A 13340-nucleotide genomic window follows, 5' to 3' on the forward strand; every position below is an offset into this window, starting at 1 on the left:
GTTTTAAAGACATATTCCTACAGAACATGATAAAGGCACATGAATCAATGACTAAGAATACAGCAATTGAAAAATTGAGGTATAAAATATTTTTTAAGACATAGAGCCTGAAACAATATCGGCCGGTCATCCCTCTGACTGTCGACTGTACATATATCAAAGTATGGTACTAAGCTTAAATTTCTTTTTTGCTGCCGCTGAGATTTTCTCGACGTACCCGTATTTTAAATGTGCTGTCATTCGCCGGAATGTAATATATTTTCTATTTTCTTTAATTCATGAATTAAAAAAATAGTACTCAATAAATGTTATATAAAGAAATTCATATAGGAAAGTTTATCAAGGAGATGGTTGATGAAAATGAGGTATCTATGGAAAGGATCTGCAATTTTCTCAATAAGGATGATAAATTTATTGAAAATGTATACCAAAGCAAATCCATAGATACGGATTTACTTTTGAGATGGAGCAAGCTACTGGAATATGACTTTTTCAGACTCTACAGCTCGCATCTTATCCTTTATGCACCTCCATCTGCAGTGAATAAGAATCAAAAGAAATCTGATAAGATTCCTTATTTCAGGAAGAATATTTATACTCAGGAGATCAAAGATTTTATTCTGAAAAGGATTCTATCCGGCGAGATGACCTACGGTGAGGTCATCAAAGAATATTCTATCCCCAAAAGCACGCTTCACAGATGGCTTCAGAAAAATAATGATAATAATAACGGATAAACAGAAATTCTTTATGCGTCCCAATTACAAAAAGATATATTATGATATGCTGAGGCTGGAGCATCCGGAAAAGCTGAAAGATCCCAAGATCAAAGAGCTCTTAGGAAAGCTGAATACCACAGAAGATGTGTTAAATTTCAACGAAAAGATTTTTGAGCAGTCGAAAGAAAGCCAGATCAACAATCAGAAGCTTAGAACTTATGATAAGGAAACCATGTTCAAGCTTTTACAGTATCAGAATAAGCATGGTTTTTCTACCAGCTACATGTCACGAAAATATAAGATCAGCAGAACAACGATCATGAACTGGAAGAAAGCTTTCGAAGAAGAAATAGAACAAGTAATTAATGCCGGCGAATAATTCACCGGCATTTTTGTAAAAGATTAGAAAAACTTTCTTCTTTTAGCCTGAAATCAATGTAACTTTATTAAAGGTTTATGTGCATTATAAAAATTTTTTAAAGGCTACAGAATATTTAAATAAATTAAGCATTTGTTAAATTAGTTTCACATGCCGGATTTAAATAATTACATAGTTTAGTAACCGATTAATTTTATAAAATGATGGATGGACTAAAAAAGCTTCTTAAATCATATAAGCTCTCCGATCAACTAGTTGAACATATTTTGTCATGTGGAACTATGATAGAAGTTAAAAGCCTTGATTCTCTTGTGGCTTTAGGCTCCATATCAGAAAATATGTTTTATGTAAAAAAAGGAGGCCTCATTTCACAGTATTTCGATGAAAAATCAGAAAGAGAAAGAACAACAAATTTTTATCTCCCTGATTTTCAACCTTTCTTTGTTGTTTCAGAATGCTATTTCGAAGGATTACCATCTATGTGCCAGATTAAAGCATTTACCAAATCAGAGGTTATTTGTTATAATAAGGAAGATATAATGAAATTAATAGAAATAAGTAATCAGTATAGGAGCTTTTATTATAAAAATATAATAGAAGCACTTGTAAGTAAAGAGAAGTTGACGTCAAAACTTATTACATTAAACTCAAATATACTTTATTCTACTTTAATAAAAGAATATCCTGAAATCATAAAAAAAGTTCCCTCTAAGTATATTGCCGAATTTATGGGCGTTACTCCACAATGGTTAAGTAAAATAAAAAAAACTGATTTCTGAAACTAATTTCATCAACTGTATTTTATGCTCAGATTACCTTTGTTCTGTTTAAAAAAATACAATGATGAAAAAAATTCTTCTCCCCCTAGGAGTTGTTCTGTGGGCTTCTTTAATGAATGCTCAAGTAGGTGTAAATACTCAAAACCCCCAAGGTGCATTCCATGTAGATGGAAATAAAGATAATAACATTTCTGGCACTCCTTCGGCAGCACAACAGTCAAATGACTTTGTCGTTGCTTCTAGTGGAAATGTCGGGATTGGGATTACAAGTCCAGGTAGAAAACTAGATATCAAATCAACTACAACTCCTGCATTAAGAATTGAGGATGGTACACAACAGACAGGCTATGTTCTTATGTCAGATGCAAATGGAAACGGCCAGTGGAAAGCTCTGACACAAAGTATTATAGGGAGTTTCCCTGCTACCGGATATACTGGTCCCGTTGAACAGTATACTAATATCTGGACTAATATATCAATTACTCTTCCTCCTGGTAAATGGTTGATATTGACCAATATTTTATTAAAAGCAAACCCGTCACCAACAAATGGGAATGGTGCCTGGGTAAGGCTTCAGTGGAGCAGTACACCTAATGCGGCAAATACAACAAATATAACAGGATCTTTAAACTCAGGAATCTATGTGGCTCCTTATGGATTGGCTTCAGGATCCAGTATTATTAATAATACTTCTACGAGTAACGCCACCTATTATCTTAATCTGGCCGGAACAAATGTGTTTAGCAATGGAAGCGGAGGACCTGTATATTCAGGGACTTGGGACAATCTTGGAGCTTCAATATGGGGAGAAAATTCTATTATAGCCTATCCTGCTAATTAAAAAATAAAATGATTATGAATTATAAATGGTTTATTTTAATATCGGGATTTACATTTGTTTCTTTATCCGGACAGGTAGGAATAAATACACAATTTCCGCAAGGCACATTTCATGTAGATGGAAACTCGGATAACGTTGCAAATCAGACTACTTCTATGCAAAATAATGATTTTTTGATAAAATCCGATGGAAAAATAGGGATGGGTACGGATGATCCAACCGCCAAATTGCATATAAAATCTGAAAATATTGGAAATGCATTCAGGTTAGCAGATGGAACAGAAGGAGATGGTAAATTATTAAGTACAATTAACCTAAATGGCGATGTAATATGGAAAAACAGAACTCTAACAAAAACTGTTTTAGAAGATGGAAATGGTTTTTCCGGTCCGGTAAACACTAATCTTGCTTATGTTTCAAGAAAAGTAACTTTGGAGCCAGGCAAATGGATTATTAAAACCAACTTGGTATTGTCTGTTAAAGGCACAAGTTCTGAATATACAGATGGAAGTGTTAACAAAGGATTTTATGCCCGTTTTTGCTGGGCGGATTATAATGGCACAAGCTATTCGTCATCTACAGATGCCTTGTCAGGAAATATAATAAGCGGATTATTTGTTTTGCGCTATGGAGTGGCAACTGGTTTAACCATAATAAATAATTCTTCTGCCATATCAAAAACTTATTACCTTACTACTTTAGTGCCAACATTCTGGGGCGGATTTGACCAAACTTTATCATGGTATAATATAGGGGCCGGGCTATGGAATGAAACTTCAATTATTGTTCTTCCAGCTAATTAATAATCTGGGCTTTTACTTTACTAACGTTGAATAGGAGTATTCATAAATAAAATAGATAATGGATTTCAAACATATTCATATTGGGTCTTTGTTGAAACAGTATGTTGAATTATGCAAGGTGGAAAATTCCCGAATTTGTAATTTTTTCAAATGTTCAGAATTGGATATTGATCAAATGTATACCTCAGAAAGCCTTGAGTCAAATTTATTATTAAAATGGTGTAAGCTATTGAAGTATGATTTTTTCCGATTATATTCTCATCATCTTACCTTGTATTCTCCACCGAGCAAAATAGTAGAAACTGTGGAAAAAAAGAATTTCCCTCATTTTCGAAAAAATATGTATACCAGAGAAATTATAGATTTTATTATAAAACAAATTGATACTGGAAAAAAAACAAAAAATCAGGTTATGGAAGAATACAAAATTCCCAAGACCACTTTATATAAATGGATTAATAAATACAAAACTAATGCATCATCCGGATTATAAAAAAATCTACTTGGATATTTTAAATGCAGAATATCCAGATAAGATTTCTCGTTGTAGAAATATTTTACAAAAAGATGAACTATCTTCCATGGATGTCATTTCGCTTAATGAGATCATTTTTGGAGTAAAAAGCCAGAGCCACCAAAAACACAAATCGTATGACAAATCTGCAATTTTAGAAATATTAATTTATCAAAAAAAACACAAATATAATAATAGTCAATTGGCAGAATATTTTAATCTTAGCAGAAATACAGTTGCGAAATGGAGAAAGATGTTTTTAGTTTGATGAAAAGAGGTGACTTCACCTCTTTTATTTATATTGTCAAAATATCTAGATGATTTATAGTATTTCATTGATAAATATATCAACGCAAGTATTACTATAGATAATGGATAACTTGCTCCAAGAAAATTGGCTTTAAAGAGTTCAGATTTATCTCTCGAAACTTTTGTTAGTGCTTCGCTTTTAAGACCTCTAGTTCAGATAATTTTTTTAAACAATTTTACAGTGCACTTGGTACAGAGGATGGAAATTTATACTTGAAAATTTAAGTTTTGGCTGAAGCCAATAGTTATGATTACGTTTTGTAAGCGGGTTAAAGCCCACTCCTATTGAATTTTAATAATAAGTTCTTTTTTCTTTAAATAAAATTTTTCTATTACTCAATTCAAATAAAGGAATCACAGAACTTATATTGTTGGAGACGCATTGCCTAGCTTTGTGGGTATAAAAATAAAATCATGATCAAAGGATTATATGAAACCCACATTCAGGTAAGCAATTTAGAGAAATCTATCAAATTTTATACTGAGGTATTGGGATTGAAACTGGCACATAGGGATGAAACACGTCCCATTGCATTTTTGTGGATCGGTGAAGGTAAAGAATTCATGTTAGGATTGTGGGAACAGAAGGAAAACCTTCAGCCAAGACATTTTGCTTTTTCAAGCAGCAAGGAGGACATCTTAAATCATTCTGCAAATTTTCTGAAGAAAAAAGAACTGAAGCCTTATAATTTTCTAAAAGACGGCAAAGATAAGCCTATGGTCTTTGCATGGATGCCAGCACTTGCCATCTATTTTAATGATCCGGACGGTAATCAGCTTGAATTTATTTCAGTCCTTGAAGGCGAAGGGAGACCGGAATTGGGCGTACTTTCCTATGAAGAATGGATGAAGATCCATGAATAAAAAGGACAGACTTATTTTCAGAAGCTGTCCTTTTAGTTAGTCATATATTAATTTCTTTACGGCAAGAACGTGTTTACATGGTCCTCTTTCGCCTTGGTATTTGCTGAACCATTCGCAAGTACACCGTTCTTTATCATGATCTATGATCACCGTGTGATGTACGTCGGTGCCTTCTACTCTGGCTTCGGTTCTGGCTGCAATTTTATTTAAAATCTCTACCTTTCCTTCTGCAATAAGCTTTTCTGCATTTTTCATCCGTGGATTTAAACCTGCAATTCTATTGAGCTTAAATGGCAGCCTTCGATAGAAAAATTCCTTATCATCCAGATCATAACCCAAAAGTCCCATAGCAGCCAATCTTCCTGTAAGGTTTTCTGTTTTTTTCAGACTTATATTTTCTTCTAAGGCAAATGTCGAAGGGTTAAAAGACTGATTGGCATAAGCGTATTTATCCAGTGCATTGATCCACTCATCAGAAATATTATCGATCAGGCTGTCCAGTATTGCTCCTTCCCCGGAAAATCCCCGCCAGGTTTCTCTTGACAATGAAAAGCTGAACTTTATATTTCCCATATAAAGCTGCCATGTAGTAGATTGCATGTCAGCATGTGGAAATACCTGCATCTGGTCAATATAAGGAAGAAGAGGTTCCAGCAGGCGCAACCTGTGAAGTCCGCCAATACAAATTGAATCGGCTGATTTTACCGGCGAAAACATAGGTTTATTTCCTCTGATGATTAGGTAGTAATCTGATTTTACAGATCCTTTCGGTATTCCTCTGAAGAGCTGCTGGGTCTGGATTTTATTAAAGCAATGAAGCTTTTCCGATTCGGACAGATAAATCTGAACAGTACTCAATCCTTTGATCCATTTTACAGGCAACGGAACCTTCCGTTCGATCACTTTTTCCTCTTCTTTGTAAAGTCCGACTTCTTTTTCTCCCACGGAAAGCATTATTTTTTCATTGGGACGTATACTTCCTAAAGCAGTAATCATCGACTGGTTAAAATCTACATTGGTAGTTCCATTTTCCAGAAATTCACCATGCAGACCATCCGGCAGTACATCTACTCTGGCGTAAACACCGGCACAGTGTGAAAATCCTTCAAAACGCAGCCTGCTGTTTCCGGCAGTAACGATAGGGTCTTTAAGCAAAGCCATATGAGACGGCGACAGGTTAAAGCTTGATTTCACAATATTAGAAAGTGTGATAAGGCATCTTGCCAATATAAACGGCTGGCTGACATCTCCCCAAAAAAAGCAGGGAGCATCTGTATTTTTCTGAATTTCGCTATACTTGGACAGGAATAATTCTTCGGATACATCTTTTTTTATCAGAGACGAGGGCCTATGATAGTTGTAAATGAGCATATCTTCCATTAATTTATTTTTTTAGAAGAAGATTGCAGGTTTTTTTCAGACTGGAATTATCTTTCCAGCTATTCAGTTTTTCTTTTAAGTTTTTATCAGGCTCTGATTGATTCAAAGCCAAAACCTCGTTGTAAATATCCAATATTTTTTTAAGATTGGTAACCGGGGTCTCCATCTGCAGCAAAATATGAGTGAGAAGCTGTTCCAGCGCGAGATTGTGATCTTTACTGACGTTAAGCATCTGGTGTTGTACAAGATCTGCAAATCTCTTTACAGGAGCCCATTCCAGTTTTTCATGAAGCCCGACAACCTGTCCCAAACGGGCATTATCCATTACTTTATGGGAAACATGTTCCAGCCAGATTTCAGCAGCAGTTCCGCGGATTACTTTGTCTCCGTCCAGGAAAACAGTTCCCAGAAACAGGTACCCCATTGAATCCAGAGGCTTTTTCATCTGATGCAGTGCCTGTGCCGTACTCAGAACAAGCCCTCTTTCGTAAACTTCTGCGATCCCTGAATAAAACAGACAGTTTTTAATGATTCTGGCAAAAACATTTCCAGGCGTATTGGGAAAGCTCCATATAAAGGACGGGGTCTCAGAAATATCTTTCTGTTCTGAAATAAAGTATTCTAAGAAAAGCTGATGTTCTCTTTTTTTTAAGTGATATTTAGGAACGTTGATATTAAGCTCGACAGGATAATAGGAATTCTTTTTGCTGTCTATGGTTTTCCATTTATAATTACCGGTAAGGAATTCTTTAGGAATATCATCATACCCGAAGCCTTTGAATTGTTCAAAAACTTTTTCCGGAGAGCGTGTAATTCCTGCAGTCATCCACCATGATGGATGTTCAATTTTTCCTTTCGGAGCAGAGTCTTTGTTAAAGAAGAAAAGCAGAAGCTCTTTATATTCTCCTTTTAATTTCTCTTCAGCCTGCTGTAAGGCGTCTGAGGTTTTTTCCAGTGAACAGCGCTGCAATGCAAGCTGTACATCCAAATCATGGGGCTTTATATTTTTATTCTGATAAATTTCAAATCTTTCTACCAATGCTTCAGGGCTTATCCAACATGGTTCATGGGTTACTGTAGATAGCAGAGGAGTTTGATCTCCTGATGTAATCTTATCAAAAATATGTATTGCAATATGTTTGAATGGCTCCATGGCCAATCCTCCGGCATAGATATCTTTGATGGGTCTCAGCTTTTTATGATAGGAAGAATAAGCCTCTCTTGTGGCTTCGTCTTCACGGGTTTTTTTATATATTTTTTCCAGGCTTTTAAGCTGAAATGGAAATTTTTCTAATAATGAAAGTCCGTAATTAATAATCAGATTGCACAGTAATACATTAAAATGGTGTACTTCCCATCTGGCAATAGTTTTACATGCTTTTTGAAATACGGGTTCAAACAGTTTTACAGAATTTGCATCAGCTTCATCAGCAAAACGTACAAGTCCTGCCAGGGAAATATCGTAATAATGCGTTCCGGGATTTTCTATGGCTTGTGGAAGAAGAAACATGAGGTCTTCAAAGCTTTCGGGTTCCTTAACTTTGCACTCTTTATTGATAAGTTCCAGCGTTTCTGCTTCAACAGCATCCAGCTCCAGCTTCCTGTTTTCTATGTATTGAACCAGCCCCGGCCTTACATTAGCTAAAATATTATCTTCGTAATGAGACAGAGCTTCTTTTATTCCTTCTGATACAGGGATATATTTAATAATAATTTTTGCTGCTTTGGTCTGTATACTTTCGTCTTTGTTTACAAATGCTGCACTTAAGGCTGTTGCCAGGTTTTGTGTATCAGTTTTCTTTTTCTGAAAGATTTTTTCAGTGACTGCCAGGCTGGCTGCCACAACTGTTTTAACTTCTGAACTTAACAGATTAGGAAGAAAATATGAAAATTCACCGGTTCTGAATGCCGGATACTGAACTATTTTTTTTAATTGAGCAAGTATAGTATTAACCGCTTTGGACTGTACGGAAGCCAGCCCTGCCATCAGTTCGTCCTGCAGAATGATCAGCTCCTCATCAGAAGGTTTCAGAATATTGAATGCATCCATGAACCATCCTGTAACATTTTTATTAAAATTTCTGTTTGCGGCCAGAAGGCATTCTCTGAGGAATCTTTTTCTTTCAATTTTATTTTCAGCAATCAGTTTTTGAACCAATGGAAGCCATTCTCTTTTAAAAGGCAATGATTTTGAAGGAAATTCGCACAGGTACCAGAAATGGATTCCCAGTGTTTCCGGAAATTTTTCCAGATCATATGGATGAAGGCTTAAATGGTACCCAAGAAGTTCGGGTCTGGGCTGTACATAGCCTTTTTCTGCCCAGCGTAAAATATCATGGTAATTAAATGCTGTAAACTCTGCATCTATGGAGTCATTAATAAAATCCGAAAACCAATGCGGACATCCCCACTCCAGTATTTTTTCGGTTTGCTCTTTATCTCTGAAAAGACTCCAGTAATTTTTCCCGTAATGCTTCTGATCCATACAGACAAAAGATGCGATATCAATAATAGAATGCTGATCTGCAGAACCAGCAGTGTGATAGGAGTTTTTCGTCATTACAATCTTGCTGATCTCCCGGTCCAGTTTTTTTATGGTCGGGACCAGCGCTTTCTTTTCTTCTTCTGTAAGCTGTTTCAGAAGTGGAATAATCTCATGTACTCTTTCCTCATTAAGGATCTCATAAAGTCTTTCTTTCATTTGTTTTTTAATTTGATAATAATTTTTTTCAGGTTATTTTTTGTTTTTTGCATTCGTTTAGCCGTCCGGCTACAGCCTGGTCATATAATTCATCATAAGATCTTTGGTACTGTGGCAAGCATAGAAATGTTGTTATGCCCCAATTTTTATTTAAGAATTTCTTTAGAATTACTGAAGTTCTTTTTTTCTTTTGAGGTTCACTTTATAAGAAAAGGAATAATTTTCCTGATTTTATAGTGTAAATAAATCGCCTTTCGTTCATCTTCAATAAGTATAATTCCAAACTTAGGGACTAAAATAATAAAAAATGTCTGACAGACATGAAATTAACCTTTTAAAGTGATTTTTTTTAACAAAAAATTATGTTTTCAATGACAGTTTAAGGGGCATTTCTGAATAAAAGTTAAAAAATTTCTTTTTAATTTTCCAGGCTTTTTATATTTGATGATGTAAAATAAATAATATTCCGAATATTTTTTTTTATACAAAAAAAACTCCCTTAAAAAAGGGAGTCATCAGATTTCAATTTTTAATATTGTGAAATGGTGATCAGCTGTAAAAAATATATTTGGTTTCTTTTTTAATAGTTTTTAAAGTTTTCCAAAAGGCTTAATATATTCTTCTTTCCTACCGGATTCATTGAGTGGCAGTAGAATTCTGATAAGTCTAAATAGTTATCCATACAATATTCTATCAGCCATTTGGCACAATCGTAACCTGTTTTTTCAGCATATTCATCAGAATTAGGCTTCAGATAATGTATATCTGCAAGGTCATGGTCAAAAGAAATCATTTCCGGAAGTCCTTTTTTCAAAATTCTGTTGACAAACTGCTCGTAATTTCGAACGATATGCCAGTCTTTTCTAAGGAAAATATCCTGTTTGGTATAATGATACGCCTCAATGGGATATCTGATATCATCCAGAAATAATAATCTTTTGGTCATTTCCATGATTGTGTATTTTATTTTTTTAAACCATCATATCAGCACAATTGGAGCTTGCAAATGCGTGGGGTTTTGCTTTAAACACATATCCCATTCCCAGAATATAGCCCATAGCATCTTTTAATGCAGTATTTGACTTGAAATCCGGATCGGTATTAATGTCTGCGTGTACCTCCATTTCCACACCATAAGCATCCAGAACGGCACAGATAGCGTAAGCAATTTCTACGGATCTGTTGACCTCGTTCAGCATTCGTTCTTTGATACTGATCTTCTGTATTTGTCTTTCTTTTCTGATAAAAGTAAACGCTCCTTTTCCCTCACGTACAAATACTACTGCCGTAGCATAGCTGATCGCTTCGCCGTAAACATGGGAATCTGAGCCCACACATACTTTCAGGCGGTGACCGTTAGCCTGTTCGCGGATAATGGCTTCTTCTACCAGCTGGGTGATAGGTTTCTGGAAAAAATTTCCTTTCATATTCTGCCATACTTCTTGTTGCGTTTCCATTTTTTTACATGTTTTAAATTTGTTTTGTTTATATATTAATTTGTGAATTGTGAATTGTTAATTCGCTTTGCTGTCAATTTTAATATTCACTTGAGCAGCAAATTCACATTGTCCCTTCACTTTTTGCACTCTGAACAGGACTCGAACCTATACCATCAGTTTTGGAGACTGAGATGCTGCCATTACACCATCAGAGTAGTTTTTGTTGATTCATCAGGACTTGAACCTGAACAACAAGAGTCAAAGTCTTGTGTGCTGACCCATTACACTATGAATCATTTTTTGTGGATCAAAACCGAATTGAACGGTTCCCTTTTGCTTTTCAGACAAACGTGCAGACCTTCTACACCACTGATCCTTTTTTGTGCCTCTCCCCAGATTCGAACTGGGACTTTACGGGGTTTAAAGCCGTTTTCTCTGCCTATTGGAATAGAGAGGCATTTTGTACGGGAAGAGGGACTCGAACCCCCAAAACCTTGAGCCTAAATCAAGTGTGTCTACCATTTCCACCATTCCCGCGGGTTTTATGAATAATGAGTAATCTGTAATATTTGTGAATTGTCAATGGTCAGCTGTCAATTTTTTCATGGTTTTTAATTCACATTTGATGTATTCACAATTGACTATTCATTACCAGTCAAATTACTTATTGCTATTATTCATTACTTATAATTAAGGTCGGAGAAAGCCTGTCTTTAAAACTATGCCTGTTAGTGTTTGTAAGATCTTCTGCGCTGGACAAACTTTTCTCTTTCCTGTTTTTCTGTGAATGATCAGCCAATTTATTTTCTCGATCTGAACTTTCATGGTATTAATAATTCATAACTGACTTTTGACCATTCACGTCTGTACTCCATAAGGGAATCGAACCCTTGTCGTCCGGTAGAAAGCCGGATGCACTTACCGCTATGCTAATGGAGCATTTTAACCAACCGACCAGGAATCGAACCTGAACAACAAGAGTACTTTTCCTGCATGCTGCCGTTACATTATCAGCGGTTTTTGTGGAAGTAGCAGGATTTGAACCTGCTCAGCAATGAAGCAACAGATTTACAGTCTGCCCCGGCTCTCCAACTCCGGCGTACTTTCATGATAAAGAGTAATAGGCAATTAGTAATGAGCAATTTCTAATTTCTAATCCTCTTGTGAAGAAAACAAAAGCCTGTCTGTATTTTTAGTTTGATATAAGAACTTCTTCGCTCGACAAACTTTTACTTTTCTCCGGAACTAATCTCATTTTAGTTATTTGAGATGGTTATGGGATTCAAACCCACTCAGCTTATGCAACGGTTTTGCAGACCTTCCCGACTCTTCCACTTCGGCGAACCATCAGATGTGACAACAAATGATCAATGATGATTGATAGTTAATAGTGAATAGTTAATAGTTAATAGTGAATAGTGAATAGTGAATTTACACCCTTCTAACTTCTAACTTCTAACTTCTATTTTCTAACTTCTAACTTCTAATTTCTAATTTCTCTCATCTAACTTCTAATAAAAAAGAAAAAGGCTGTCGGTATTTTCCATATTTGGCGTAAAGATCTTCTGCTCTTGACATACCTTTTTTCTCTTCTTTTGAAACAATTAACATTGAGTTATCTGCGATCCCGGAAAGATTCGAACTTTCAACTTCCGGTTTAACAGACCGGTGCTCTACCATTGAGCTACGAAATCTTTTTTGATGTGAATGGTGAATTGTCAATCCGCTACTGTCAATTTTTAAATTCACTTGCGAAGCAAATTCGCCATTCACTTATCATCTTTTGTAATTTCGGAAGGACTCGAACCTTCAGCCTCCGGTGTATCAGACCGACGCTCTAACCAATTGAGCTACGAAATCGTTTTTGATATGAATGGTGAATTGTCAATCCGCTACTGTCAATTTTTAAATTCACTTGCGAAGCAAACTCACAATTTACCATTCACTTTTTTAGTCTGGAAAGCAAGATTCGAACTTGCGACCTCCCGCGTCCAAGACGGGTAAACAACCACCGTTATCTTTCCAGTTTTCAGGTTCCGTTTCCATTTTTTCCGGGAGACAGCCGGAATAAAACGTTTCATGAACCTTGCGGTCTATGCGGGAATCGAACCCGCAGTGCCCAAGAGACAGTCGGGCAGGTTAGCCTTTACCTCAATAGACCTTTTGTGACCTCGACAGGATTTGAACCTGTACCCTACGGTTTAGAAAACCGATACTCTATCCAATTGAGTTACGAGACCATTGTAATCCCAGAAAGACTTGAACTTTCAACCCCCGGTTTAAAAGACCGGTGCTCTAACCCATTGAGCTATGAGATTGTTTTTTAATGTGAATGGTGAATTGTCAATTTGCTTTGCGTGTCAATTTAAATTCACAATTAACTATTGACCATTTCACATTTAACAAGATTCATCATTAACCATTCACATGTGTTGGGTATCTTCGGGGATCGAACCCTGTTCTCCGGTTCCACAGACCGGCGCTTTACCAAATAAGCTAAAGAAACCATAAAAAAAGCACCTCTTTTCGGGAGGTGCTGTATATATTCTAACGTAAGAGATCATTAGCTGACCCACGTATATAAGCACCTTTTAACTATAAATTCACTATCG

12 protein-coding genes and 15 tRNA genes are annotated in these 13340 nt (G+C 35.9%); 8 read left to right on the plus strand and 19 right to left on the minus strand.

Going from position 1 to position 13340, the window contains the following annotated elements; translation table 11 throughout:
- Positions 1 to 305 precede the first annotated feature (305 nt).
- The 8 genes from ACTJIV_RS19220 to ACTJIV_RS19255 all read left to right on the plus strand — a co-directional run bounded on the left by ACTJIV_RS19220 (position 306) and on the right by ACTJIV_RS19255 (position 5208).
- On the plus strand, positions 306 to 737 hold the full coding sequence (locus ACTJIV_RS19220; RefSeq protein WP_111959102.1) for a transposase: 432 nt from the start codon (positions 306 to 308) through the stop codon (positions 735 to 737).
- Positions 718 to 1098 (plus strand): helix-turn-helix domain-containing protein, encoded by a 381-nt coding sequence (locus tag ACTJIV_RS19225; protein WP_223558383.1) that lies wholly within the window; start codon positions 718 to 720, stop codon positions 1096 to 1098. The genes ACTJIV_RS19220 and ACTJIV_RS19225 overlap by 20 nt, the downstream gene beginning before the upstream one ends.
- Before the next feature lie 200 nt (positions 1099 to 1298).
- A complete protein-coding gene (locus ACTJIV_RS19230) occupies positions 1299 to 1877 on the plus strand; it encodes a Crp/Fnr family transcriptional regulator (RefSeq protein ID WP_440629166.1) in 579 nt (192 codons plus the stop codon).
- A gap of 61 nt (positions 1878 to 1938) precedes the next feature.
- Positions 1939 to 2718: a hypothetical protein gene (locus ACTJIV_RS19235; protein WP_440629167.1), complete on the plus strand. Its 780-nt coding sequence runs from the start codon at positions 1939 to 1941 to the stop codon at positions 2716 to 2718.
- Between the two features lie 14 nt (positions 2719 to 2732).
- Entirely contained in the window at positions 2733 to 3521 is a 789-nt protein-coding gene (locus tag ACTJIV_RS19240) for a hypothetical protein (RefSeq protein ID WP_440629168.1), read from the plus strand.
- Between the two features lie 175 nt (positions 3522 to 3696).
- Positions 3697 to 4014, plus strand: a complete 318-nt coding sequence (locus ACTJIV_RS19245) for a hypothetical protein (RefSeq protein WP_307724891.1) — start codon at positions 3697 to 3699, stop codon at positions 4012 to 4014.
- The gene (locus ACTJIV_RS19250) at positions 3902 to 4303 is read left to right on the plus strand and encodes a helix-turn-helix domain-containing protein (protein WP_307724890.1); all 402 of its coding nucleotides are present in this window, start codon (positions 3902 to 3904) and stop codon (positions 4301 to 4303) included. Before ACTJIV_RS19245 ends, ACTJIV_RS19250 begins: the two co-directional genes overlap by 113 nt.
- Positions 4304 to 4758: 455 nt before the next feature.
- Positions 4759 to 5208 (plus strand): VOC family protein, encoded by a 450-nt coding sequence (locus ACTJIV_RS19255; RefSeq protein ID WP_440629169.1) that lies wholly within the window; start codon positions 4759 to 4761, stop codon positions 5206 to 5208.
- Positions 5209 to 5244: 36 nt separating this feature from the next.
- Here ACTJIV_RS19255 and ACTJIV_RS19260 read toward each other — a convergent pair whose 3' ends face one another.
- From ACTJIV_RS19260 to ACTJIV_RS19350, 19 genes are all read right to left on the minus strand, one after another.
- The gene (locus ACTJIV_RS19260) at positions 5245 to 6588 is read right to left on the minus strand and encodes an SWIM zinc finger family protein (protein WP_440629170.1); all 1344 of its coding nucleotides are present in this window, start codon (positions 6586 to 6588) and stop codon (positions 5245 to 5247) included.
- A 4-nt stretch (positions 6589 to 6592) separates the two neighbouring features.
- Entirely contained in the window at positions 6593 to 9289 is a 2697-nt protein-coding gene (locus tag ACTJIV_RS19265; protein ID WP_440629171.1) for a DUF6493 family protein, read from the minus strand.
- A gap of 580 nt (positions 9290 to 9869) precedes the next feature.
- Positions 9870 to 10241: a cyclic-phosphate processing receiver domain-containing protein gene (locus tag ACTJIV_RS19270; RefSeq protein ID WP_440629172.1), complete on the minus strand. Its 372-nt coding sequence runs from the start codon at positions 10239 to 10241 to the stop codon at positions 9870 to 9872.
- Positions 10242 to 10260: 19 nt separating this feature from the next.
- On the minus strand, positions 10261 to 10746 hold the full coding sequence (locus ACTJIV_RS19275) for a ribonuclease H-like YkuK family protein (protein ID WP_223558376.1): 486 nt from the start codon (positions 10744 to 10746) through the stop codon (positions 10261 to 10263).
- Between the two features lie 126 nt (positions 10747 to 10872).
- A tRNA-Trp gene (locus tag ACTJIV_RS19280) sits at positions 10873 to 10943 on the minus strand.
- 8 nt (positions 10944 to 10951) lie between these two features.
- Positions 10952 to 11024 (minus strand) — tRNA-Gln (locus ACTJIV_RS19285).
- A gap of 7 nt (positions 11025 to 11031) precedes the next feature.
- A tRNA-Phe gene (locus ACTJIV_RS19290) sits at positions 11032 to 11104 on the minus strand.
- Positions 11105 to 11111: 7 nt separating this feature from the next.
- Positions 11112 to 11185: transfer RNA gene (locus tag ACTJIV_RS19295), tRNA-Leu, on the minus strand.
- A gap of 6 nt (positions 11186 to 11191) precedes the next feature.
- Positions 11192 to 11265, minus strand: a tRNA-Leu gene (locus ACTJIV_RS19300).
- A 330-nt stretch (positions 11266 to 11595) separates the two neighbouring features.
- Positions 11596 to 11667 (minus strand) — tRNA-Glu (locus tag ACTJIV_RS19305).
- An 84-nt stretch (positions 11668 to 11751) separates the two neighbouring features.
- Positions 11752 to 11835 (minus strand) — tRNA-Tyr (locus ACTJIV_RS19310).
- A 160-nt stretch (positions 11836 to 11995) separates the two neighbouring features.
- Positions 11996 to 12077 (minus strand) — tRNA-Cys (locus ACTJIV_RS19315).
- A 273-nt stretch (positions 12078 to 12350) separates the two neighbouring features.
- Positions 12351 to 12422 (minus strand) — tRNA-Asn (locus ACTJIV_RS19320).
- Between the two features lie 92 nt (positions 12423 to 12514).
- Positions 12515 to 12588 (minus strand) — tRNA-Ile (locus ACTJIV_RS19325).
- Between the two features lie 94 nt (positions 12589 to 12682).
- A tRNA-Pro gene (locus ACTJIV_RS19330) sits at positions 12683 to 12754 on the minus strand.
- Positions 12755 to 12817: 63 nt separating this feature from the next.
- Positions 12818 to 12889: transfer RNA gene (locus tag ACTJIV_RS19335), tRNA-Asp, on the minus strand.
- Positions 12890 to 12894: 5 nt separating this feature from the next.
- A tRNA-Arg gene (locus tag ACTJIV_RS19340) sits at positions 12895 to 12968 on the minus strand.
- Positions 12969 to 12972: 4 nt separating this feature from the next.
- Positions 12973 to 13046, minus strand: a tRNA-Lys gene (locus ACTJIV_RS19345).
- 116 nt (positions 13047 to 13162) lie between these two features.
- Positions 13163 to 13235, minus strand: a tRNA-His gene (locus tag ACTJIV_RS19350).
- Positions 13236 to 13340: the final 105 nt, after the last annotated feature.

The sequence above is a fragment of the Chryseobacterium sp. 22532 genome, from assembly GCF_052044665.1.
Lineage (GTDB): Bacteria > Bacteroidota > Bacteroidia > Flavobacteriales > Weeksellaceae > Chryseobacterium > Chryseobacterium lathyri.